Genomic DNA, 22,230 nt, shown 5'->3' with positions numbered 1-22,230 from the left:
AATGAATTTTGTCCCGATCCAATATGATCGGATCGGGACAAGCTCAGTATTCGACGCGCTTGTAGTAGCGGCGCGTAGTGAGTGGATGGTCACGCAAGACCTCCAGATGCGCGCTCAGGCGCTCCAGCATGGTTGCGAGGATAAGGGGAGATATCAGCTTGCGCGTTTTGTCGGAAACGCCTGGAAGTTGCGCAGAGGCAGCATCCAGAACGCGTACCTTGTCCGTGTAGCGTTTCGCAAAATTTTCAACGCGGTCGGCCAACGGACGGCAGGCGTCTTCGCCTTTGAAGATGAACAGGCTGACGCCGGGCTCAACCAGTTCGAGTGTACCGTGGAAGAAATCGGACGCATGCACGGGACGCGTACGGATCCATTGCATCTCCTCAAGAATGCACATCCCGTAATAATGTGCTTGCGGCCAGACTGAACCTGCACCCGTGAAGATGTGGTAATTCTCGTCCTTGATTTCCTGGGCCAGCGTTGCAGCGCGCGCCTCGTAGTTCTCTTTGACGGAGACCAGCAATTCCGGAAGCTGCTTCAGTTCCGCCACGGTCTTGTCGAAGTCGGCATGCTCGCCGCGTTCGGCCAGCAGCGAAAGAACGATCAGCAGTGTTTGCAGGTAAAATGACTCCGATGAGGTGTCGTCTTCCGCAAAGTTGGTGAAGTTATAATCAGCGTCGAGTCCCAACGGGGTGTTCTTGTGCCCGGTAAGCGATAGTGTCTTAACGCCTCTTTCCTTCAAGAAGGACAAGAGCTGCACACTTTCCTTGGTGGTTCCGGATAGAGACGGGAGAATGACCAGCGCCCGTTCGTCCAGACCGGCCGGGGCTTCCAGAATAACCTGCGCAGGAAACGCTGCAGATACCGGGAAAACCGTCGAAGCGCGTGCAAGCTCAATTGCAGGCTGGGTCAGAAATTGTACACCGCCAGTGCCCATGAAGAAAACGCGTTCCAGGCCATCATCAAGCAACTTGCGCATCAAAACGCGCACGTCTTCCGCAATGGCAACTGCGCCACGTTGTATGTTCACAAAGCGATCTTTATCGAAGTTGAGCATTAAAACCTTCCCGTTTGCGCATTTCAAGATCCGCCCCTCAAGAGCGCGATCCTGCCTTGTGCGAATGTTCGTTAAGACAATGTGAGATCGATCTCACATGCATTAAATGCATAAGATTTCGCTGCTGACAAGTAGGTTTTTTGATATTTTCGTGTGGGGTCGGTCCGACTTAACCTTCGGGTCTGCGGCTCACTGAGCCTCGAATCAAGAGCTTGGTTTCAAAGCGAATTTGCTCCGGGGGACGGCTTTCTCCCGAAAGCTTTTCAAACAGGAGTCGGGCTGCCGCAAGGCCGATTTCCGAAACAGGCTGCGCCACGACTGTAATCTGGGGGTCGGTAAACGTCGCTAGATTGAAATCATCGAAGCCGACGAGCGATACGTCGTGCGGGATTGAAATGCCCATCGCGCGAAAGGCCAACAGAGCTCCTTGCGTCATCAGGCTGTCGACGGTGAACAGAGCCGTGGGTGGAGTTTTCTGACTGAACAAACGAATTGTTGCATCGATCGCGTGTTCCACCGTTGATTGAGACACGGAAATCATCCCGTCATCGGGAGTAATGCCACCAGCCGTGAGCGCACTTTGATAACCGCTCAAGCGCTCGCGTGACGTGAAGATGCGCGTGTCATCCTGCAAAAGGGCGATGCGGCGATGGCCCATCGCGATCAGATATTCTATGGCCTTGCGTGCACCGCCCTCGTTGTCGACCACAACACTGTCGCATTCGATACCCTTCACGACACGGTCGATGAGGACCAACGGCACGTTTTCCTCTATCAGGCGCTCTAGATGGAAGTTGTTCTCGTCAGACGTCGGCGCGACGATGAAGCCTCGAATGCTGAGCGACTGGAGGCTCGCCAGCAGGGAGACTTCTTGTTCCAGTTGCTCTTCGCTGCTGCCGATAATGAGATTGTATCGATGGCCACGAGCCAGCACCTCGATATCGTGCGCAATCCGGGCAAAGAACGGATTCTGTATGTCACCGAGAATGCAGCCAATAATCGGCAACTGACCATTGCGCAGGGCTTGTGCCAGGCGGTTGCCCCGGTAGCCGAGCTTTTCCGCAGCTTCATGAACTTTTCGAGCTGTTTCATCGCCAACGTAACCATAGCTGTTGAGCGCGCGAGCAGCCGTTGCACGCGAGACGTTTGCGTAAGCCGCCACATCCTTCAATGTCGCCGGTTTCTGAGCCATTTCACCCTTCTCAAAAGCAAGTACATTCCACCACTCTCGCTCCTTGTATCCCTGGCTTGCCGGTTAGCATAGGCCGGGCGCCATGGGAATTCGGCTTCGAAGGTGAAACGATGTTCCCGCTTAAAAGAACGTCGGAAATCTCACTTTTTGAAATGTCTCCTTATCGCGATGCCTTATAACACCTTCGCTTCTTTGCATTACTCTGCGTTGCGCTGGACGTACGGTCAGAACCGCGTTGGTCTGAAAGGCTCCAGAAGGGGGTTTGCCTGCCCCGTCGCAATTTCACCAGCCATAAGTTCTCCGGCAATTAACCCCAGGGTTGCACCACTATGGCTGAAGGCGAGGTAACAGCCCGCCACCTCCTTCACAGGACCGAATACGGGCTCGCCATCCCCTGGAATGGGCTTGGGGCCAATACCGTAGTTCGCTACCGCAAGTTTTGGATTGCCTGCCAGAACGTTCGAAGCCTCAGCGAGAAGTCCCAGTATCGTTGATTGGTCCACGTGATAGGTGCCATCCGGGCGCGTCAGGACCTCTTCCTCGGACCAGGCGGAATCAAGGGCGAAGCCGCCCGACGGCATCGGCCGGATGGCGACGCGCGGCGTGTTCAAAACTGCGCGTAGAGGATGATCAATCGGTTCTGTACGCACGAGAAGCGCAATCGGCGTCGCATCGGGAATTGTCTTGCCGATCTCCATGGCCATGGATGGAACCGCAGCCCCGGTTGCAAGCAACACTGCGTCCGCGCCTATCTCTCTGCCATCTTCCAGTATGGCCGCTCCGGCCCGTCCACCAAGGGTCAACAGCTTGGCGCGGCCTCCATCTGTTATCACCTCGCCCCCAAGTGTTTGAAATTCGCTCATCAGAAAGGCAATCAGCGAGGGAAGATCCACCCATCCTTCACCCGGGTTGAAAATGGCCCCTTGGGCAGGGACAGACCGCGCATCTACGCCGGGCGTAACCGACGCTATCTCATCGGCAGACAGCAGGTGGGCGTCGTAGCCTATCGATCGCTCATAGACTAAAACGTCGGCAATTTCGTTCCTGGAATCGTCGGCATCCCACGTCAATCCACCATCGAAACGCAGCCAGCCGGCTCCCGGATGCGTCGCTGCCAGGGTGCGATAACGATCGATCCCGGCAAGGCGCAGATAGTGGTAAGCAGCAGAACGCTGACGCGCGGAGTTGAGCCAGGCGAGCGAGCGTCCCGATGCGTCCCGCGCCAGCGGCCCATCATTGACGAGAATGGTCCGAACACCCTGCCGCGCAAGATGCAAAGCAGCAGATGCACCGAAGATACCGCCGCCTACCACGACGACTTTCGAGACTACGGGAGTGGATAAATTCATGACGTTACTTTCATATTGATGAGTTGGTTTATGCCTATTCCCGCAGTGCTGTTTGTTACAGCACTTCAGACAGGAACTGCTTCAGGCGGGGACTTTTTGGATCGTCGAAGATTTCGGATGGTGAGCCCGTTTCGACCACGCGGCCTTCATCCATGAAGATGACCTGGTCGGCGACCTTCCGGGCAAAACCCATCTCGTGGGTGACGACGACCATCGTCATGCCACGCCGACCAAGGTCCGCCATGAGGTCGAGCACGCCTTTCACCAATTCCGGATCGAGCGCGCTCGTCACCTCATCAAACAGGATGACCTCCGGCTCCATGGCCAGGGCACGCGCGATAGCCACGCGTTGTTGCTGGCCACCGGAGAGCCGCCCTGGCCGGTGATCCTTGCGTGAGGCCAGACCGACATCGGCGAGGCTGGCTTCAGCGATCCGCTTTGCCTGACGCTTGGGCAGGCGCTTGATCTTGACGAGTGCGAGCATGACATTTTCCAACGCCGTATGGTCCGGAAAAAGGTTGAAATGCTGGAAGACCATGCCAACCCGCCGGCGGAGCGTTTCAGGTTTCATCGTCAGGATTGTCGTTCCGTCGAGGAGAATATTTCCGGCCTTCGGTTCGACGAGCCGGTTCAGGCAGCGCAGCAGCGTCGACTTGCCAGAGCCCGACGGACCGATAACGCAGGTTACCGAACCGGCTTTCACCGCAAGGCTCACCTTGTTGAGAACGTTAAGGTCGCCATATGCCATGTCGAGTTCGCTGACAGCGAGGCTGCCGCCTTTGAACCGCGGTTTTGCCGGGTCGATCCTTGCCCTGTCAGGCTCGGCGCCGACGGGTGCCTGGTGGTTGACGGCGTCGTCCAGTTCATCGACTTCGACAAGTCCGCTGGTGAGCGCACCGGACGTGTGTTTCCCTGTCCTTAGACTGTTGTCGATAAAGTTGACGAGGTGGGTGAGCGGAACAGTGATGATCAGATAGAACACCCCGGCAAGCAACAGCGGCGACAAATTGCCCGTGACAACCGCTTGATCCTGTCCGACACGGAAAATCTCACGCTCCGCCGCCAGCAGTCCAAGGAAGTAGACAAGGCTGGAGTCTTTCACATTGCCGATGAACTGATTGACAAGTGCTGGCAATACGCGCCGGACCCCTTGCGGGACGACGATGAGGCGCATGCCTTGCCCATAGCTCATGCTCAAGGCGCGGCATGCTTCCATCTGGCCGCGCTCGACGCTTTGAATTCCCGCGCGGAATATCTCGCCGATATAGGCACCGGCGATCAGGCTCAGCGCCAGAATGCCGAGCGGATAGGGAGATGGGCCGAAGAACTCTCTTCCAATGCGAGCAAAACCCTGGCCAATGAGCAGGATTGTCACAATGGCCGGCAGACCGCGGAAGATATCCGTGTAGATACGGGCCGGCAGCCTCAGCCAGAGCGATTGCGAGATACCCATGACCGCAAGAATCATCCCGATGATTACGCCGAGTACCGTCGATGCTGCGGCGAGGATCAACGTGTTCTTTAACCCGACGGTAATCATTGTCGGCAGGACCGCTGCCATAGCCTCCCAATCGAGGAAACTGCGACGCAGGTTTTCCATCCAGTCCATGCTGTTCCCCTTAACGTTAGGTTAGGCTGTAAGCGCGCGGGGTTACAGCCCGCCAGGTGCTATTGCTTCTTCGGAAGGTACTGATCCGGCATGGGCGAACCCGGGAACCATTTTTCGTAGAGCGTCTTCCAGGTGCCGTCCTCCATGGCGGCATGCAACGCCGTGTTGAGCGCCTCGCGGAAGGCATCGTTGCCCTTGCGCACGACAAATCCTGCCGGTGCATCAAATGAGGGAATATTCGCGGCGATCTTCAGCTCGGGATAACGTTCACTGTATTGCTTGGCGGCCTCGTAGTCGAGGAAGTGGGCATCAACAGTTCCGTTGTTCAGGGCTGAGATCGCAGAATTATTATCCGGGAATTTGACCAGATCGGTGCCCGCGAAGTTTTTTCCGGCATAGATTTCCTGGAGTGTCCCCTGCACGACGCCAAGGCGCTTGCCTTTCAAGCCTTCGGCGGACGTGATCGCCTTATCCGAGGTCAGGACAGAAAGGTAGCCGGCAAGATAGCCGTCGGAAAAATCTACTGTCTTCTTACGTGCTTCCGTGGTTCCAATTGCCGCCACAGCGACGTCAAATCGCTGGTTGGCGACCGATGGCATCAGGGCTGAAAATTCCTGGCCGGTAAAGATTACCTGGCCCTTCTGAAAGCCGAGGCGGCTGGCGACATTGAGAAAGAACTCGATATCGAAACCGGTAAACTCGCCCTCCGCGGTGGTGAATGTGTATGGTTTAGCGTCGCCCATTGTGCCGACGCTGATCACCTTCGGATCGATGAGACCATAGGGATTGTCACCGGCGGCCTGGGTCTGCGCGACGGAGAAAAAGCCGGCCAGTATCAAACTTAATGCAACTGCGGCCCGTCTGGCCGCAGTTGCGAACATTTTGGTTCCGTCAATGCTTATCATCTGTTGTTCTCCTCTGACGTTGTACTTTGTCTGAGCCTGCCGAGATCCGCAGCTTTAAAGTCAGGAAACTCAGAATTTCGACATCCTCAAACAGATTTTTCCTTATTGAGACCGGTCTCTTATTGCGTGAGACCGGTCTCAATGCTAATTGATATATTCACATTGACCTCCCGTCAACAACTCTAGTAGTCGTTCAGCACATGAATAGTTCGAACCCCAGGATCCACTCGGTCACAGTCGCTGATGTCGCGCGAGAGGCAGGTGTCTCGAAGGCTACGGCGGCGCGCGTATTGGGAAATTATGGGGTCGTCAGCGAGAAGATAAGAGGCGATGTATTGGCGGCCGCCAAACAGCTCGACTATCGCCCCAATGAACTCGCCCGGAGCATGACGACAGGAAGGTCCGGTATCATTGGCGTCGTGGTCGGTGACATCGAGAATTCCTTCTTCGGCTATGCTGTGCGTGGGATCAGCGACACGGCCCGTTCTGCCGGCTTCAACGTAATCCTGGCAAATTCCAGCGAGCAGATCGAGATGGAGAAGGCGGCGGTGCGCGTATTGATCGGCAAGCGCGTCGATGGCCTGATCGTTACCCCGTCAGAATCGCGTGACATTTCACACCTGCGCGAGATACATCGTTCGGGCCGACCCCTTGTGCTCCTTGACCGGGCGCTTCCTGATTTCGACGTCGACACTGTAACCGTGGACGATCGCAATGCCGCCGAACGTGCGACCGAAATCTTGACCGCATGCGGCCATCGAAGGATCGCCTACATTACCGCTGTCGATTTCGCCGGACACGAATACAAAGATTTGGGTCAGATATATACCTCTTCCGTGCGCGAACGCATCGAGGGCTTCATGACGGCATGCGACATCGCCGGCCTGCTGCCATCGGACCGGCTGATTATGCTAGGCGCGACCACGCCGCGGGCCACGGCCGACATCACCGACAAGCTGTTGTCGCGCTCGAACCCGCCGACGGCTATCATTGCGTCGGACAGCGTGATTGCTCTTGAGATTTTCAAGGTCGTGCGGCAGCGCAGCCTGCGCATTCCTGAAGACCTGTCGCTCATAACATTTCATGATGCCGACTGGACAACCGTTACCAGCCCCCCCATTACTGTCGTCGACCAACCGGCCTATATTCTTGGCCAGACAGTGGCCGAGCTCCTCATACGGAGGCTCAAGGGTGAAGCCAGACCGCCCGAGCGGATCATCGTTCCGACTTCGATCCTCGAGCGTGGATCCGTTGCCCCGCCAGCAAACCAAGGTTGATCTGGCGCTGGGTAATGTGAGATGTGGAGCCCGCATTTGCGTGGCACTTGACCGCCAGAGGGCAAAGGCTCGCCTTCGATCGGACGGTTTTCTTAACCCAACGTCGAACTTCTCGGTAGATCAGTTCCTGACAGTCATCGTGGGCTTGCCCCGAAATGATTTCGGACGAATCAACGGACTGGATCACATGAGCCGCATGGAAAATACAGGGCGCTTACTGTAATTGCGCCACTCCTGTGGTTTGGCCAAATCACCGGCTCTTTTGGCACGACACCAAGACATGCAGCCAGGCCCTCGCCTGCGGCGAGGCGTTCCCGGCCCTTCCCGTCAACGCTGTTTAATTCCACAAGCTATCAGCAAACCTTCCTTTGAAAATGCCGATAACAGGCAAATTTCGAGCACTTTGGATTGTAGCTTAAATATCTTCTGTGGACGCTCCGTAAAATGCTAGACAATTATTGGAATGACGTGCGTTTAGTCGAGCGTGACTTCTGTTCGGCCTCTGATACGGCCATTCAGATGCCGTCGGCCCATATGGGAGTTCGTGGATCGGATCCAAAATCTACAATTCGCGTTCGAGACGCATAGACATTTGCTGGTTACCGACCCCGTCTCATCGACTGTTGCGCCATATCAATCCTCCAGCTGCCCCACACTTTCAGCGACCTCTGGCCGTGAACGGCTATACCGTCCCGGCCGGAGCTTTATAAACTTCGCCTTTTTGCCATCAGGGCCCAGACAAAGTGGGCCATCTTGTGGGCAAGAGAGACAATCACCAGCATACGATAGCACGAAGACGTAAGACCGCTAAGATTTTAGCGAACAGTTGAACCCGCTGTAAGCCTGTAGTGGGGTAGAGAAATAGCTTTGCCCCACACACAGGCGTTTGGCCTCGCGGTAAGCGAGGTCGGCTGCCACCATATCTTCCATGGCGACGCCCATGGCCTTGTGAATTGTGCTCTGCTGATCTGACGTCCGAACTAATCGAATTGCCTGGAAATCGCGAACGCGTGGCAACAGGTGAAGATGCTGGCTGGCCTGAACGCCAGCACCCACGACAGTCGCGACCTTGGCATTGCGCCTAGCGAGCTCTCGCACTGATTGGACGGCTGAGCCAGACGTACGCACGGCCGTGATGTAGGTGCCAACCAAAATGCAAATAGGCATTCTGGTTTGTGAATCGAAGACATCGGCGCTCCCATCAATTCTGACCTTATCCTGCAATATTGGGATGACTTGCTCGACCTGGCAGCATCGATATTTCGTCGCGCGTGAGCGAGCTGGCCCCGGATGAACCGGAATGGACCATATTGGACTGCTCCGTCATACAACGCTGCTTGCCCCTTCATGCTATCTCCCGGTGGATCGATGTGAACCTCACCACGCCTCCCTGTTGTATTGGATTTTTGACTTTTCCAGCCTGCGAGTTGAAGATCAACCCGATGATCCGCGGAGGACTTATCTTGCCCGATTTATTCCCGGACGAACGACAACAGATCGGGATTAATGACGTCCGCATGCGTCGTTAGCATTCGTGCGGATAGCCTTTGTAGATCTTCAGCTTGCCATTCTTCAGAAGTTTTACGGAGATTTGACCGGATATTCCGATAGGCACAATCTGGTCGTCGTCCCCGTGGATCCACCGCAACTACTCGCTCATTCACTTCATGGTTGGTAACTTCACCTGCTGCATTAGTGAAACGACAAAGTATATCTCCAATCGCTCCTGCTCTTTGCAACGAAAGCATTTCCTCTTTTTCAAGAAGACCATAGGTCACAAATGTCGAGGTCGGCGACAAGTCACCAACGCTTACAATGGCAAGATCAAGGTTTTCTGAGCGTCTGAACACCTCTTTTATTCCTGGATGCGTGAGAAGCGCTTCTCGTGTTCGACCGTCAGGCGCGTATACTGGCGCAGCAATCAGATAGCTTTCAGCACTTAACCGGTCGCCCAGCCGCCACGCGAATTCCGATGGATTGAACGCACTAACCTTCGTAATCCTCCCAAAAGAGAGACGACAGAGATGCCCGCCTGTTGCTGTTGAGGAATCGAAGGCAGACATGAGCTTAAAGTTTTACCCCAACCCAACCCAATCGTCATGTTTTCCTTTAAAGTATCCGCCAGATATTCCCCCAGAACAGAACCAACGATCTCTGGCACGAGCTCAGTCCTTTGAGGCATAGGCACTACGTTGGCACGCTCCAAGCCAAACTTTTTTTCAGTTTTTCGCTCAAGTTCGACACACCGGTTATGTCTGGAAAGAACGCGTATCTGCACAGTTCCATCCAATCTCGCCGCTGCAAGCATTCGAAGGACCTTTGTACGTGTCATTCCCAGATCTTGCGACACCTGATCCTGCGTGAGGCCTTCTTTATAATAAAGCCATGCCGCTGTCGCCGGCGCGCTCGCGAACGACATGCTCGCCCGCCACCGGCTCGAAGCCGGGGAAGAAATCGGCCTGCTCGCCCAGGAACGCGCCATGGTCGCGCGTCATCTTACGCAGGCCGTACTTGGCCTCGCCCTGCACCTTGAAGGTCGGCTCGAACTTCAGCGCTGCGTGGCCCGCCTGGCGTTGGCGGTCGCCATGTCCTTGGCGTGAAGGAACTGCCAGCCCTCCGTGAAGGTCTGGGTGGCGAATTCGATCCAGGCGCGATGCCGTGCACGCAGCAATGCATCGTCGGGATACATCGCCGCCACCCTGCGCCTCGTTCAGATATTCGCAGATGACCACGCTTTCGAAGAGGATCGCTTCTTCACCGCTCAGCTGGCGCACCTTCAGCACCGGCGCCTTGCCGGTCGGCGACAGGGCCAGAAACCAGTCGAGCTTGGCCGACAGATCGATGTTGATCCGGTCGAACGCCACGCCCTTTTCGAGGAGGACGATCGCGGCGCGGGCACAGGGGGTGGCTGACGAGAGTGAGGTTTTGTTCGGTCATGGTGTTGTCTCGATGCGCTGGAAATGAGATCAGAGCGACTGGCCGCCCGACACGTCGAACGTCGTGCCGTTGGCCCAACCGAGATCGTCGGACAGGATCGCGGCGACCGCGCCACCGACATCGTCGGGCTGGCCGACGCGGCCGAGCGCGATCTTGCTCGCGACGAAGGCATGAGCCTGTTCGTCATCGCGGACCCTACCACCGCCGAAATCGGTGGCGATGGCACCGGGCGCGATGGCGTTGACGCGGATCTGCCGCGCGCCGAGTTCCAGCGCCATGAACCGGGTCAGCGTCTCGAGCCCCGCCTTGGCCGCCGCATAAAGGCCGAAGCTGGCCATCGCCGTGCGCGTGAAGCCCGACGAGACGTTAAGGATGCGTCCGCCATCGGCGAGAACCGGTAGCAAAGCCTGCGTCAGAAACACCGGTCCGCGCAGGTGCATGTCGATCATCATATCGAACTGTTCCTCGCTTGCGTCAGCGACATGCACGTGGACGACGGAACCGGCGTTGTTGACCAGATAGTCAAATCGGTCGCTGCCGAAGCGGCTCCGGAGCATCTCGGCGAACGATGCGGCGAAGGCCGGGAAGCTTGCTACCTTGGTGACGTCAAGCGCGAGCATCGCCGCTGTGCCGCCCAGCGCCTCGATCTCGCTTACCAGCGCATAGGCTTCCGCAGCGCCCTGGCGATAGGTACCGACGATGCCGACGCCGCGACGGGCGAGGTGCAGCGCCATGCTGCGACCGATGCCGCGGCTGGCGCCGGTAATGAGTGCGATCTTCTGAGACATGGCTTCATTCCTTGTGATTCTGATTATCGGATGGCACGCCGCTGGGGCGCCGCATTCGCTGCCAGTCAAATAGGCGATCGCTGTGTCCGACACCCCACCTAATACTCTCAATTGATTGCCTGATTGTCTCAAGCTCTTTGCAGATGGGAGATATGGTGTCATACTTCTTGGCATGACCGACAACCTACAGCCCCTCCGCGATATCGCGCTCCGCCACGGGCGGACCGGAATGACCCCCACGCCAATCCCCCGCCTGGAAATCGGCGTCGGACAGGCGACCTCTGGCACGTCGCCATGTCTCTACCGCTCGATGATCTGCTTCATTCTGCAGGGATCGAAAGAGGTTGTCATCCACGACGACCTGCTGCGCTACGACGCGTCTCAGTATCTCGTCAGTGCACTCGATTTGCCTTTGAGCGGCCAGATCCATGACGCTGACAACGGCAGTCCTTATGTGTCGGTTTCGCTGGTCCTCGATCCGGCACTTCTCGCCGACGTCGCATCGACAATGCCGGCAGTGCGCGACGCGGACGCGCCAGGCAGCGGCATCGCGATCAATCCGATGAATCCGCCGCTGCGCGACACGCTGCTGCGACTGCTGGCGTTGCTCGACACGCCGGCGGACATCCCGGCGCTCGCGCCGATGGCCGAACGCGAATTGCTTTATCGTCTCCTGCAGGGCCCGCAGGGGCGACTGTTGCGCCACATCGCCCGCCCGGAAGGCGCGATCGGCGGCATCCGCCGCGCGGTCGAATGGATCCGCGACCGCGGTAATACGCGGCTGCGGATCGAGGCTCTGTGCGAAGCTGCTGGCATGAGCCGTGCGAGCCTGCATCGCCACTTTCTCGCGCTGACTGGATTGAGCCCGATCCAGTATCAGAAGCAGATACGCCTTCAGGAGGCGCGCCAGTTGCTGCTCGCCGGCGACCATAGTGCCTCCGACGTCGCCTATGCGGTCGGCTATGAAAGCGCCTCTCAGTTCAGCCGCGAATATCTGCGGCAATTCGGGGCTTCGCCCGTCCGCGACGTTCGCAGGCTCAGGCAGTCAATCGACAATCAAATGATCAATTAGTCGGCTGTCAGCTTCGAAACTGTTGGCTTCAAGGCTGTTCAAGGGAACCGGGGGGCATCGCGCAATGCGAGCCGTCGCGCTGGAATTCCCAGGTCACCATCCTCTCCGAAAAGCGTGAGGCGCAACGTCATGCGCCTGGCCGGGAATGGTTCTTTCGCCGGTCCATGCCTGGGTCTCAGACAAGAGTTCGACCGACAGGGCGGAGTCATCGATCGACACCTGCAGAGGCGAGACTGGCGCGCCTGGTCTCACCAGGCGAGGAGTTGAGAACAGTTGCGGATCAGTTGGGAGTCACCTAGGAAACGGCTAGAACCCAGTTGAAAACGGTGTTTGCCAAGACAGACACCCTATGGCCTCCGGCACATGCCTGCGCAACCATGCCGGTCCAGCCAGAATTCGCCCTTCCTGTCATCGATAACCGTCACTGTCCCGCTGATTGGCGAGGTCAATGACGATACTGGAGCGTTGACGACAGCCCTTACCGAGCTCGACGTGAAAACGGGGGGTAAGACGGATGACGTGAATACTATGGCGGGGACACCAAGAACGCCTAAAGAAGCTATTTTTACGGAAGTCGGTCTCCCGCTTGCAGAAAGTTTGTGCGACCGAGAAATCATAGCATTCAACTCCGTTAAAGAGAATCCTGGACTATGTTTCCTTCCTTTCCTCCCGCGCCTACTTTTGCTCCCCCTCGATTAAGAGAAAGATGACAGAACCTCAATTCGCACAATAAGTACGTTAAAGAGAATCCTGGACTATGTTTCCTTCCTTTCCTCCCGCGCCTACTTTTGCTCCCCCTCGATTAAGAGAAAGATGACAGAACCTCAATTCGCACAATAAGTAATAGTGTGTAATCTGATAGCTACTTATGTTCTTTTGTCGCTTTGACTCTAAATCTGCGACAAGATGCGCTGCAGGCGCAAAGTCTTTGGTTGGTGATGGCAGCGCAAAGCGTTGGCTGCTGATCTGTTGACCTCCGACTCTCATCCCGGCCTTGGCAGCGAGGAGCATCTAGACCATGCCAAACTCGGTCACGAATGTCCTACGATATGTTCGACAAGGCGAGGTGCTTCTTCGGCGATCGCCAATATAATGCCTGACTTGCGTGTGGAGGCGAAATCTAGGCCGGCGAAATAGAGCCCTGGTAGGACGCCAACACCATCCGTGTGAACAGGCTGTCCGGCCGCGTCGAGCGCATCAGGAAGTCTCACATAGCTGAAATCGCCCTTGAAGCCCGTGCACCACACCACGCTCGTGACACCAGACCGGGAGAGATTAAGCGAGACGATGGCGGGTTTCGGCTGGCTCCACGCAACCGTTTCCGCCGGGTCGGGGCCCGCGACGGGTGCGTCGATTCCGGCTCGGCCGATATAATTGTCGATATAGCGTTTGGCATTGTCAGAGGCTTCGTCCCCAAAGCGAACATTTGCTTCGACATCGTCGGCGAACGTGAGGCGGCCGCCATCGGCAACGCCGGTCAATCGCCCGAGAAGCACAATACCCTGGGCGCCGAGCGCCTGAAGGCTTATCGTGTGCTCCGACCCAAGCACACCACGCGGCGGGATGCGTCCCGCAAGCCGAATGACCTCCTCTCGCCGCACGTCGAGAAATCCGCTTTCCTCGAGCCAGATCATGACGTCGCGCCCACGATAGCGCCGTGGGAGCCGCCCAACGCGACTGGTCGCAAGGAAGACCGTCCGGCCCGCCTGCGCCAGTTCCTCCGCGATCTGGGCGCCTGATTGACCGGTTCCGACCACCAACACCGCTCCGCCGGGCAGATCGGCGGCGCTGCGATAGCCGGAAGCGTCGACCTGGTAAATGTCAAGCGGCAACGCATCTGGCGAGATCGGGCGCACAGGACAATTCAGGTTGCCGCTTGCGACGATCACGTTGCGCGCTCGACGTATGCCGTGCGAGGTTGTCAGCCGATAGGCGCCATTCTCCTGCGCGAGTTCGCTCACCGCAGTATCCGCTTCGATCGGCAGCCCATTTCTCCCGGCGAAGTCCTCAAGCAGAGCGACGAACTGGTCGCGCGTGAGGACACCTTCTGGATCCTTACCCTCGTAGCGGTCGCCGGGCATCACGGTCTGAACGTTGGGCGAATTCATATGAAAGGCATCCCACCGCTGTGCGCGCCAGGTCTCTCCTATGCGACCCCGCTCTAGAACGCTATGGCGCAAGCCCCTTCGTGCCAGCCAATAGCTGACACCGAGACCCGCCCAACCGGCCCCGACGACGACAGCATCCAGAACATGGGCACCACCCTTCATTTGCCGCGGTGATTTCATGATCGGCATCCCCAGCTATCCCCGCGCGGCATTAAGCCTTGTTCATGGCAATGAGTCCAGCGTCGCGGATCTCCGTCCGACTGGCGCATACAGCCGTTTCCGTTTGATGGCTACTCATTACAAGACGCGTTGCAAGCGGGCGAATACAGTTATCCACTTCGGTCCACCGCCGGGAGTACCATTGGATATTTTATCTGGCAGCCCTATCGCCCCGGTTCCACGGTCATGACGCAAATTGGCCCGGCATTTGTCGGCATTGTGCTGTTGATGTTGGGCATCATGGCGATCCTCCTCGCGGTCCTCCGCCTGAGATCCGCCAAGTTGCGTGCAAGCCAAGAGCGGATGACGTTTCTCGCACTGCATGATTCCTTGACCGGTCTGCCCAACCGGGCACATTTCAACGATAAGCTCGATGAGGCACTGTCAACCATCAGGAATGCCTCGGTGGCGGTGCTGTATCTCGATCTCGATAGATTCAAGCAGGTCAACGACACGCTCGGACATCCGGTGGGTGATGAGCTCATGCGGCAGTTCACGAAGCGCCTCAAAGACATCATCGACCAGAAGACTTTCATGGCCCGGGTCGGCGGCGATGAATTCACGATCATTGTTCCCAACTTCGGAGCACTTTCGGTGCTCGAAGCGCTTTGCGAGGAAATAATCACCGTTGTCCGGTATCCGTTCGATATCGATGGAAATCATATCTTCATCGGCGTAAGCATAGGCGTCGCCACCGCACCACTGGACGGCACTGCGGGCGACGAGCTTGTCAGAAAGGCCGACATTGCGCTCTATCACGCAAAGACAGCCGGTCGAAGCCGGTTTGCGGTGTTTGGTAAAGAGATGGACGCCATGTTGCAGCAGCGCCGTGCCTGGGAACGCGAGTTGCGTAAGGCCGTGAAGTCGGAAACCCAGATAAAGGTTGAGTATCAACCGCTTTATTCGGCCGAGGATCAGCGTATCACCGGGGTTGAGGCTCTCCTGCGTTGGCGACATCCGGAACGCGGCTGGATTGCACCGGAAGTGTTCATACCCATAGCGGAAGACGCGGGCCTGATCGAAGCGTTGGGCGAACGTGTCCTGCGGCAGGCTTGCGCGGAGTCGCGATCATGGCCAATCCAGACCCTTGCGGTAAACGTCTCGGCAGTCGAATTGAGAAATCCGGCCTATGCGATGAAAGTTGCGAAACTGCTATTGGCAATCGGTATGGATCCTCGCCGGCTCGAACTGGAGATTACGGAAAGTACTCTTACCGACAGCGCCGGACATTGCGAACACAACATCAGGGCGCTTCGCGCATTGGGTGTGACCATCGCGCTTGATGATTTTGGAACGGGCTTTTCGTCACTTGGACGACTGCAGAAGCTTGAAGTCGATCGCATAAAGATCGATCGAAGCTTTGTTCAGGGCTTCGGCCGCTCGGCCAATGACGAAGATATTGTCAAAGCCATTGTTAATCTTGCCCACGCAAAAGGTCTTCGCACGACAGCGGAAGGTGTGGAAACAACCGAGCAAAGTGACTATCTACGCCAGATCGGCTGCGATGATCTCCAAGGCTTTCTTCTGTCCCGTCCTATGTCCCCGGTGGGTATCGAACGCCTGCTGCGCGTCTCTGGTTCACTTGATCCGCTTTTTCCAACCTCGCACGTTAAAAGCGGTGAGAACCCATGAGTACGATGTAAGAAGGCAATGGAGGAAACTGATGGCCATGTCCTTGAAATGACCCGTGGATGGCACAGTCGCCTTGGTTGATATGAACTTTTCAACCATTGCCCGTCTGCTATCGGCTTGCGTCTTGGCTCCGTACGCCAAATACTTCTGCTTCGGCTCGAACGTTTCAGGTGAGAAAGCCGGACCGGGACCACTGCCGACGCCGATTGCGTTGTCGTGCCGGTCGCCGACATGTCCCCGTGGAAAGTTATGAATAAACGCTCCTTTGAAAATGCCGATAATAGGCGAATATCGAGCATCGTCGGTTTGCGCACGGTCGCGTGCGTTTCGGTCGGCTCAATGGGCAGGAAATCGGCAAGCACCCTGGCGGCCTGCCGGTATGGCAGCATGCTGCCGATCCGGGCCGTCAGCTCCAACAACTCGGGTGTCGCACGATCGGGGCAGATCTCCTTCAGCACGGTGAACCCACCCACCATCCCGGGTGGCAGTCCTGGCACAACATCCATCGCGAGTTCTTGACTTCCACCGTGCCGAAGACCGTTCGAAGGCGACGCTTTGTGTAGTCTTTGACCGGCCGAAAGGTGTGGCAGTCGGGGCAGACCCGTCGAAACAGAGCGCAGGTTTCCATTTCCTGGTTCACAACCGCACTCTGCAGAGCTTTCATGATCGTCTTGCCGTCGTCGATCGACAGCCCTATCTCACCGTCGCGCAGGCGCTCCCAACTTTTGTCGATCTGGATCTGCCTGCGGTAACCTCCCCAAATTCGTTCCTGCCTTCGATCGTGATCGTCCATTCCATCGCCATCGCTGCCTCCGTGAAGAATGCAACGATGGTGAACCACACGATGCTAACGATTGGTGGAGGAGGTCACCCCAGAGAAATTACCTGTCTCCGGCGACATCGACGCCGCCCTCGCCCGGTAAAAGCCGCTCCTGCCTTGCGGTGAACAGCAGGTCCTCCCGGCTCGTGGGAATTCCGGGCGGCGCATCACAAATCTGGAAATAGCTCATGCGGACAGGATCGCTCGCGCGGATATCGGCGAGCGTGGTCTTGGACCGTGCCACGTGAATGACGTCGATCAGCATCTCGCCGTTCGAGCGCGGCCTCGGAGACGATGCGGCTGGTCATGGCCGCATTGTTCAGCGTCGTCCATGGTGTGAATTCGAGATTGATCGTCAGGCCCATGCCACCGCTTCTCGGGTTACTATTGACATACAGTACCTCATTTGACAAGCATCCCATGCAACAGGTTTGGAGGACAATTAATGAAGGCGCTGGTGTATCTGGGAAAGGGAAGCATGGACTATCGCGATGTGCCGGAGCCGCAACCCGGACCGGATGAAGTCATGCTCAAGGTGCATGCCTGTGGCATCTGCGGATCGGACATGCACGGTTATCACGGCTACGACGCCCGCCGCGTGCCGCCGATGATCATGGGCCACGAAATGGCGGGCGTGGTGGAAAGCGGGGCCATGGCGGGGCGACGCGTGACCGTTAATCCGCTTCTGACCTGCGGCCGATGCACCGCATGCCTTTCCGGTGCACCGCAGCTGTGCGAAGAGCAGCGCAATATCGGCCTTCCTCCCCACACGGGTGCTTTTGCCGAACGAATTGCCGTACCGGAAGCTAATGTTGTGGCGATTCCAGGCAGCATGGACTTCGTAACCGCCGCGCTGTCAGAGCCGGTGGCGGTTGCCTATCACGCAGTTCAGATCGGCATGCGCGGATTGCGTCGCCCGCTCTCGGCGGTGAGAGTTGTCGTTCTCGGCGGTGGCGCGATCGGGCTGGCGACGGCGCTCGTCGCAATCTCCCAAGGGGCGGTCTCCGTGATGTTGGGTGAAAAAAGTGCCGTGCGCCGCGCAACCGCCTCCGCAGCCAGCAAGAGCATTACGGCTTACGAGCCGGACAGCCCATCTGAACCCTCGCCTGCGTCTGTCGATCTTGTGTTCGACGCCGTCGGCGCGAACGAAACCCGTGCGGCGGCGTTCAAAATGGTGAGACGCGGCGGCGTCATCGTCCACCTCGGCCTGCTGCCGGGTTCCGAAGGCGTGGACGTACGGCGGATGACGCTTGGAGAAATCGCCTTCATCGGATCCTACTGCTACTCCATTGCAGATTTTCGTGAGACAGTCTCGCTACTCGCCTGCGGTCGCCTTGGACCGCTCAACTGGATTGAAACGCGGCCGATGTACGACGGCGCCGAGGCCTTTGCTGAAATTGATCGGGAAGAGGTTGAGGCGGCGAAAATTATCCTCACGAATTAAAGGTTGTCCCCCTCGCTCTTACCGTTCAGCAAATGCCATCCGCCACCATCGTCTTGATGCGATGGCATAGTGCAACATCGCAACGTTTGCGACTGCCTGAATAGACCGTAGAGAGGCAAACCGCACTTCAACTCAGGTTATGTGACAAGACCGATTTTTCTACTTCTGACCGTCGCGACAAAGAAAAATGCAACAATTTGCATAGCTGCTATGCATGATTAAGGATTGCCTCAAATTTGACCTAAGGTAGTCTGGCGTTGTTGGGTTCTTCTCCTCCCAGAAACCCAACCCAAATGTGCTGCACCTCCTCCCGCGGTACATTTACAATCAGGACCGCTGCACCTCCTCCCGCAGCGGTCCTTTTTTGTTCCTGGCGCTCAGTACCGCCAGATATTATGATTGCCGGAGAGTTTAGCATTCCGGTGGCGCACTCATCGCCTTGAACTTAAGCGATATCTTTCCTCTTCAGGCACCGGAAGGTGGGTCAATGCTGTATGGATGCACCGGATAGCCGAGACCGATGGCGTTGTTGCAGTGACGGGTAACCGCTAAAATTGAGCGGCGAAGCATGCCACTTGGCTATTTGTGAGGTGCGCAGAAACCGAAAAGCCTGCAACGCAAATTGCTAGGCGCGTGCAGGAGCGTCTGCAAGTATCGAGAACTCCAGCATTTTTTCCAGCGCAGACGTGGGCATTAAGGGGGCTCTCCAATAAGCGATCGCCTTGAAAGGATACGAACCGTGAGCGCACCATTTATGATGGCAGATCGGCCAGTATGTAGATAGTCAATAGCACTTGACCTTCGACCCTCCGGGTAAGAAATTTTCGATGCCACATCAGTGAACGCATAGAAATGCCGCAACCGGCGTAGATTTTATCACCAAATGGTGCTATTTTCCGCGCTTCAATTAGGGAGCTACATCATGCGATCGACTATTAACCTCGACGATACGCTTATGGAGAAGGCTAGGTTCTTGACCGGTACAAATGAAACTGCGGCCCTAGTGCGTCAGGCGTTGGAAACGCTTGTCCGTGTGGAGTCCGGAAAGCGCCTCATCGCGCTCGGAGGAACTATGCCCGATGCTGAGGCAGCTCCGCGCCGCCGGAGCGCAGCGGCCAAGTGATACTCGCGGACACCTCGATCTGGATTGATCATTTTCGTCGTGTTGACGCGGAGCTGCGCAGGATTATCGAAGACGACCTCCTACTTTGCCACCCAGCCGTGATCGGTGAGCTGGCGCTTGGCAGCCTTAGGGATCGCGGCAGCGTGATCGCTTTTCTGGCGGCGCAGCGTGCGGCGGTCGTCGCCACGCACGACGAAGTCATGACAATGATCGATCGCCACAGTCTTTTCAGCATCGGCATTGGCTACACCGATGCTCACTTGCTGGCATCCGTCCTTCTCGATCAGCGAGCGACCTTATGGACCAGAGACAAGCGCCTAAGAGCAGCGGCCGAAAAGGCAGGCGCTTCACCGCACCTGCCCGTAAATCGTCCCAACTAAAGTTGCCAAACCAAAGCCCTTATTTCAAACGCCCAGTAGCAGACATTGGCCCGGCGTGATTGGAATGACCGATTTGGGGCCGACACCGGACGGTCCGGTTTCGGCATGGGCGCGAAACAGGGATCCGGAAGGCGCAAGCCACGGCCTGATTCTGGCTACGCAGCATTCGATGGCTGCCAAGCAGTTACGAATTCTGTTCGATTGATCCGACGCCTCCTGATAGCGAAGGCAAATGCGAGACGACCAGCACTTGTGCCGCGCCTTTCTAATTGACGGCTTAATGGGCCACAATAAACGATGGGGACCGTCTTAGATGATGCAAACTTTTGATCGCGTCAGAAATCTCACCTCCCGCCCATTGTCGAGCGAAAACATGCCGCCGCGGCCTGGGACGACGTCTATGATAAGCTCGGTGTGCTTCCACACGTCATATTGCGGGCCGCTGATGTAGACGGGAGCTCCACCGATTTCACCGAGCTGAACATCTTGGTCACCGATGATAAAATCGCCGTTTGGATAACACATCGGTGACGAGCCGTCGCAACAACCGCCAGACTGATGAAACAAAATCGGCCCGTGCTCCGACTGAAGCGTCGCTATCAGTTCAAGCGCAGCAGGTGTAGCGCTGACTTTATCTTCCATGGTGCTCCCTCCGGCAAATAGTCATCGGTGGCGCAAAAAGTGCCACCGATGACTATTGCTAGCCTGCAAACTTAGAAGAAACCGAGCTTTTTGGGGCTGTAGCTGACCAGCATGTTCTTGGTCTGCTGGTAGTGATCCAACATCTTCAGATGGTTTTCACGGCCAATGCCAGACTGCTTGTAGCCACCGAATGCCGCGTGCGCCGGATAAGCATGGTAGCAGTTAGTCCAGACGCGCCCTGCTTGAATTGCACGTCCGAAGCGGTAGCAAGTATTTGCATCGCGGCTCCAGATCCCTGCGCCAAGACCATAGAGCGTATCGTTGGCGATCGACAGCGCATCGTCATTATCCTTGAAGGTCGTCACTGAAACAACAGGCCCAAAGATCTCCTCCTGGAAGATGCGCATACGGTTATGACCTTTGAAGACCGTCGGCTTGACGTAGTAGCCACCCGCCAGCTCTCCGGCGAGCAAATTGCGTTCGCCGCCAATCAGCACCTCGGCGCCCTCCTGTTTGCCGACGTCCATGTAGGAGAGGATTTTCTCCAGCTGCTCGCTTGAAGCCTGAGCGCCGATCATAGTCGCTGGATCCAGCGGATCGCCTTGCACGATCGCTTCCACGCGTTTCAGTGCCTTTTCCATAAACTTGTCATAGATGGCTTCATGGATAAGAGCGCGGCTCGGACAGGTGCATACTTCGCCCTGATTGAGGGCGAACATAACGAAGCCTTCTATTGCCTTGTCAAGGAAATCGTCATCCTCGGCCGTTACATCCTTGAAGAAAATGTTGGGGGACTTGCCGCCGAGTTCGAGTGTCACCGGTATCAAGTTGTGGCTGGCATACTGCATGATCAGCCGTCCGGTCGTCGTCTCGCCGGTGAATGCGATCTTGGCAATACGGGGGCTCGAGGCTAGCGGTTTGCCGGCTTCAAGGCCGAAGCCGCTGACGATGTTGAGCACGCCGGGCGGCAGGATATCTGCGATCAGTTCGGCGAGCACCAGGATGGATGCAGGAGTTTGTTCCGCAGGCTTCAGCACGACGCAATTTCCCGCCGCCAAGGCAGGGGCAAGCTTCCACACCGCCATCAGGATCGGGAAGTTCCACGGAATGATCTGACCGACGACACCGAGCGGTTCATGGAAATGATAGGCCACCGTATCGTGATCGATTTCCGAGATACCACCTTCCTGTGCACGGATTGCACCGGCGAAATAGCGGAAATGGTCGATGGCAAGCGGCAGGTCAGCCGCCGTGGTTTCGCGGATCGGTTTGCCGTTGTCCCAGGTTTCCGCCTGGGCAAGCACAGCGAGATTGTCTTCCATCACCTGTGCGATCTTGTTGAGCATGGCGCTGCGCTCGGCAGCGCTCGTACGACCCCAGGCTTGCTTGGCGGCATGGGCTGCATCGAGTGCCGCATCGACATCACTTGCGTCGGAACGCGCAATTTCACAAAGAACCTGACCGTTTACCGGCGACGTGTTTTCAAAATAGCGGCCGGCATTGGGTTCAACAAACTTTCCGCCAATGAAATTGCCATAGCGCTTTTTGAAATTGGGTTTGGCTGTGCGGTGGAACTCTATCTTGTTCATGGATTCTCCTCCCTTGCAGCGCAGCTCGCTCCTGCAAACCGGCTGCGTTGAAAACACCGCCTCCTGCGGTATCAAAGGCAAGGATCG

19 protein-coding genes and 4 pseudogenes are annotated in these 22,230 nt (G+C 56.9%); 7 read left to right on the top strand and 16 right to left on the bottom strand.

The annotated features are described in order from the left end of the window. Nucleotides 1–43: 43 nt before the first annotated feature. From J2X72_RS21775 to J2X72_RS21755, 5 genes are all read right to left on the bottom strand, one after another. Nucleotides 44–1,057: an SIS domain-containing protein gene (locus J2X72_RS21775; RefSeq protein WP_310075399.1), complete on the bottom strand. Its 1,014-nt coding sequence runs from the start codon at nucleotides 1,055–1,057 to the stop codon at nucleotides 44–46. Between the two features lie 169 nt (nucleotides 1,058–1,226). Further along, nucleotides 1,227–2,249 carry a LacI family DNA-binding transcriptional regulator gene (locus J2X72_RS21770; RefSeq protein ID WP_310075397.1) on the bottom strand — a complete coding sequence of 341 codons (1,023 nt, stop codon included), beginning with the start codon at nucleotides 2,247–2,249 and terminating at the stop codon, nucleotides 1,227–1,229. Nucleotides 2,250–2,473: 224 nt separating this feature from the next. After that, nucleotides 2,474–3,598, bottom strand: coding sequence for an FAD-binding oxidoreductase (locus J2X72_RS21765; protein ID WP_310075395.1), 1,125 nt, complete (start codon nucleotides 3,596–3,598; stop codon nucleotides 2,474–2,476). A 55-nt stretch (nucleotides 3,599–3,653) separates the two neighbouring features. Next, the gene (locus J2X72_RS21760; protein ID WP_310075393.1) at nucleotides 3,654–5,207 is read right to left on the bottom strand and encodes an amino acid ABC transporter permease/ATP-binding protein; all 1,554 of its coding nucleotides are present in this window, start codon (nucleotides 5,205–5,207) and stop codon (nucleotides 3,654–3,656) included. A 59-nt stretch (nucleotides 5,208–5,266) separates the two neighbouring features. After that, the gene (locus J2X72_RS21755) at nucleotides 5,267–6,112 is read right to left on the bottom strand and encodes an ABC transporter substrate-binding protein (RefSeq protein ID WP_310075391.1); all 846 of its coding nucleotides are present in this window, start codon (nucleotides 6,110–6,112) and stop codon (nucleotides 5,267–5,269) included. A gap of 200 nt (nucleotides 6,113–6,312) precedes the next feature. On the opposite strand from J2X72_RS21755, the gene J2X72_RS21750 reads away from it, so the two are divergent. Next, complete coding sequence (locus J2X72_RS21750; RefSeq protein WP_310075387.1) at nucleotides 6,313–7,389, top strand: LacI family DNA-binding transcriptional regulator; 1,077 nt, start codon at nucleotides 6,313–6,315, stop codon at nucleotides 7,387–7,389. Nucleotides 7,390–8,196: 807 nt separating this feature from the next. On the opposite strand, the gene J2X72_RS21745 is transcribed toward J2X72_RS21750, so the two are convergent. The 6 genes and pseudogenes from J2X72_RS21745 to J2X72_RS21720 all read right to left on the bottom strand — a co-directional run bounded on the left by J2X72_RS21745 (nucleotide 8,197) and on the right by J2X72_RS21720 (nucleotide 11,114). Continuing rightward, a complete protein-coding gene (locus J2X72_RS21745) occupies nucleotides 8,197–8,556 on the bottom strand; it encodes a hypothetical protein (protein ID WP_405044756.1) in 360 nt (119 codons plus the stop codon). A 305-nt stretch (nucleotides 8,557–8,861) separates the two neighbouring features. Further along, a pseudogene (locus J2X72_RS21740) lies at nucleotides 8,862–9,028 on the bottom strand (alpha/beta fold hydrolase); the annotation flags it as partial. A 58-nt stretch (nucleotides 9,029–9,086) separates the two neighbouring features. Next, nucleotides 9,087–9,697 (bottom strand): annotated as a pseudogene (locus J2X72_RS21735) (sugar-binding transcriptional regulator); the annotation flags it as partial. A gap of 76 nt (nucleotides 9,698–9,773) precedes the next feature. Next, nucleotides 9,774–9,950: pseudogene (locus J2X72_RS21730) on the bottom strand (amidase); the annotation flags it as partial. After that, nucleotides 9,941–10,326: pseudogene (locus J2X72_RS21725) on the bottom strand (glutathione S-transferase family protein); the annotation flags it as partial. The pseudogenes J2X72_RS21725 and J2X72_RS21730, both read right to left, overlap by 10 nt. Nucleotides 10,327–10,355: 29 nt before the next feature. Then, nucleotides 10,356–11,114 carry an SDR family oxidoreductase gene (locus tag J2X72_RS21720; protein ID WP_310075516.1) on the bottom strand — a complete coding sequence of 253 codons (759 nt, stop codon included), beginning with the start codon at nucleotides 11,112–11,114 and terminating at the stop codon, nucleotides 10,356–10,358. A gap of 172 nt (nucleotides 11,115–11,286) precedes the next feature. On the opposite strand from J2X72_RS21720, the gene J2X72_RS21715 reads away from it, so the two are divergent. Continuing rightward, on the top strand, nucleotides 11,287–12,186 hold the full coding sequence (locus J2X72_RS21715) for an AraC family transcriptional regulator (RefSeq protein ID WP_310075383.1): 900 nt from the start codon (nucleotides 11,287–11,289) through the stop codon (nucleotides 12,184–12,186). 1,031 nt (nucleotides 12,187–13,217) lie between these two features. On the opposite strand, the gene J2X72_RS21710 is transcribed toward J2X72_RS21715, so the two are convergent. Continuing rightward, nucleotides 13,218–14,474 carry an NAD(P)/FAD-dependent oxidoreductase gene (locus J2X72_RS21710; RefSeq protein WP_310075380.1) on the bottom strand — a complete coding sequence of 419 codons (1,257 nt, stop codon included), beginning with the start codon at nucleotides 14,472–14,474 and terminating at the stop codon, nucleotides 13,218–13,220. Nucleotides 14,475–14,699: 225 nt separating this feature from the next. Between J2X72_RS21710 and J2X72_RS21705 the strand changes: the two genes are divergently transcribed. Then, entirely contained in the window at nucleotides 14,700–16,145 is a 1,446-nt protein-coding gene (locus J2X72_RS21705) for an EAL domain-containing protein (RefSeq protein WP_310075377.1), read from the top strand. A gap of 451 nt (nucleotides 16,146–16,596) precedes the next feature. On the opposite strand, the gene J2X72_RS21700 is transcribed toward J2X72_RS21705, so the two are convergent. Both J2X72_RS21700 and J2X72_RS21695 read right to left on the bottom strand, forming a co-directional pair. Further along, nucleotides 16,597–16,938, bottom strand: coding sequence for a hypothetical protein (locus J2X72_RS21700; RefSeq protein ID WP_310075375.1), 342 nt, complete (start codon nucleotides 16,936–16,938; stop codon nucleotides 16,597–16,599). 88 nt (nucleotides 16,939–17,026) lie between these two features. Beyond that, nucleotides 17,027–17,230: a hypothetical protein gene (locus tag J2X72_RS21695; RefSeq protein ID WP_310075373.1), complete on the bottom strand. Its 204-nt coding sequence runs from the start codon at nucleotides 17,228–17,230 to the stop codon at nucleotides 17,027–17,029. A gap of 180 nt (nucleotides 17,231–17,410) precedes the next feature. On the opposite strand from J2X72_RS21695, the gene J2X72_RS21690 reads away from it, so the two are divergent. From J2X72_RS21690 to J2X72_RS21675, 4 genes are all read left to right on the top strand, one after another. After that, nucleotides 17,411–18,409: an alcohol dehydrogenase catalytic domain-containing protein gene (locus tag J2X72_RS21690; protein WP_310075371.1), complete on the top strand. Its 999-nt coding sequence runs from the start codon at nucleotides 17,411–17,413 to the stop codon at nucleotides 18,407–18,409. Nucleotides 18,410–19,331: 922 nt separating this feature from the next. Further along, a complete protein-coding gene (locus tag J2X72_RS21685) occupies nucleotides 19,332–19,532 on the top strand; it encodes a type II toxin-antitoxin system VapB family antitoxin (protein WP_106667672.1) in 201 nt (66 codons plus the stop codon). Then, nucleotides 19,529–19,912 carry a type II toxin-antitoxin system VapC family toxin gene (locus J2X72_RS21680; protein WP_210005461.1) on the top strand — a complete coding sequence of 128 codons (384 nt, stop codon included), beginning with the start codon at nucleotides 19,529–19,531 and terminating at the stop codon, nucleotides 19,910–19,912. The genes J2X72_RS21685 and J2X72_RS21680 overlap by 4 nt, the downstream gene beginning before the upstream one ends. Before the next feature lie 64 nt (nucleotides 19,913–19,976). Next, complete coding sequence (locus J2X72_RS21675; protein WP_210005460.1) at nucleotides 19,977–20,117, top strand: hypothetical protein; 141 nt, start codon at nucleotides 19,977–19,979, stop codon at nucleotides 20,115–20,117. Nucleotides 20,118–20,221: 104 nt separating this feature from the next. On the opposite strand, the gene J2X72_RS21670 is transcribed toward J2X72_RS21675, so the two are convergent. Together J2X72_RS21670 and adh are read right to left on the bottom strand one after the other, a co-directional pair. Next, nucleotides 20,222–20,554 carry a DUF779 domain-containing protein gene (locus J2X72_RS21670; protein WP_210005458.1) on the bottom strand — a complete coding sequence of 111 codons (333 nt, stop codon included), beginning with the start codon at nucleotides 20,552–20,554 and terminating at the stop codon, nucleotides 20,222–20,224. A gap of 71 nt (nucleotides 20,555–20,625) precedes the next feature. Beyond that, a complete protein-coding gene (adh, locus tag J2X72_RS21665; protein WP_310075364.1) occupies nucleotides 20,626–22,143 on the bottom strand; it encodes an aldehyde dehydrogenase in 1,518 nt (505 codons plus the stop codon). Nucleotides 22,144–22,230 lie beyond the last annotated feature (87 nt).

This window comes from Phyllobacterium sp. 1468, assembly GCF_031455525.1.
Taxonomy (GTDB): Bacteria; Pseudomonadota; Alphaproteobacteria; order Rhizobiales; family Rhizobiaceae; genus Phyllobacterium.
Note: the sequence above shows the minus strand (reverse complement) of the source record. Positions and strands in the feature narration are given on the sequence as shown.

What these genes read in the sequence shown, in the direction of transcription:
- J2X72_RS21775 (WP_310075399.1), bottom strand. Translation starts at nt 1,057, where the DNA reads ATGCTCAACTTCGATAAAGATCGCTTTGTGAACATACAACGTGGCGCA.
- J2X72_RS21770 (WP_310075397.1), bottom strand. Translation starts at nt 2,249, where the DNA reads ATGGCTCAGAAACCGGCGACATTGAAGGATGTGGCGGCTTACGCAAAC.
- J2X72_RS21765 (WP_310075395.1), bottom strand. Translation starts at nt 3,598, where the DNA reads ATGAATTTATCCACTCCCGTAGTCTCGAAAGTCGTCGTGGTAGGCGGC.
- J2X72_RS21760 (WP_310075393.1), bottom strand. Translation starts at nt 5,207, where the DNA reads ATGGACTGGATGGAAAACCTGCGTCGCAGTTTCCTCGATTGGGAGGCT.
- J2X72_RS21755 (WP_310075391.1), bottom strand. Translation starts at nt 6,112, where the DNA reads ATGATAAGCATTGACGGAACCAAAATGTTCGCAACTGCGGCCAGACGG.
- J2X72_RS21750 (WP_310075387.1), top strand. Translation starts at nt 6,313, where the DNA reads ATGAATAGTTCGAACCCCAGGATCCACTCGGTCACAGTCGCTGATGTC.
- J2X72_RS21745 (WP_405044756.1), bottom strand. Translation starts at nt 8,556, where the DNA reads ATGCCTATTTGCATTTTGGTTGGCACCTACATCACGGCCGTGCGTACG.
- J2X72_RS21720 (WP_310075516.1), bottom strand. Translation starts at nt 11,114, where the DNA reads ATGTCTCAGAAGATCGCACTCATTACCGGCGCCAGCCGCGGCATCGGT.
- J2X72_RS21715 (WP_310075383.1), top strand. Translation starts at nt 11,287, where the DNA reads ATGACCGACAACCTACAGCCCCTCCGCGATATCGCGCTCCGCCACGGG.
- J2X72_RS21710 (WP_310075380.1), bottom strand. Translation starts at nt 14,474, where the DNA reads ATGAAATCACCGCGGCAAATGAAGGGTGGTGCCCATGTTCTGGATGCT.
- J2X72_RS21705 (WP_310075377.1), top strand. Translation starts at nt 14,700, where the DNA reads ATGACGCAAATTGGCCCGGCATTTGTCGGCATTGTGCTGTTGATGTTG.
- J2X72_RS21700 (WP_310075375.1), bottom strand. Translation starts at nt 16,938, where the DNA reads ATGGACGATCACGATCGAAGGCAGGAACGAATTTGGGGAGGTTACCGC.
- J2X72_RS21695 (WP_310075373.1), bottom strand. Translation starts at nt 17,230, where the DNA reads ATGCTGATCGACGTCATTCACGTGGCACGGTCCAAGACCACGCTCGCC.
- J2X72_RS21690 (WP_310075371.1), top strand. Translation starts at nt 17,411, where the DNA reads ATGAAGGCGCTGGTGTATCTGGGAAAGGGAAGCATGGACTATCGCGAT.
- J2X72_RS21685 (WP_106667672.1), top strand. Translation starts at nt 19,332, where the DNA reads ATGCGATCGACTATTAACCTCGACGATACGCTTATGGAGAAGGCTAGG.
- J2X72_RS21675 (WP_210005460.1), top strand. Translation starts at nt 19,977, where the DNA reads ATGACCGATTTGGGGCCGACACCGGACGGTCCGGTTTCGGCATGGGCG.
- J2X72_RS21670 (WP_210005458.1), bottom strand. Translation starts at nt 20,554, where the DNA reads ATGGAAGATAAAGTCAGCGCTACACCTGCTGCGCTTGAACTGATAGCG.
- adh (WP_310075364.1), bottom strand. Translation starts at nt 22,143, where the DNA reads ATGAACAAGATAGAGTTCCACCGCACAGCCAAACCCAATTTCAAAAAG.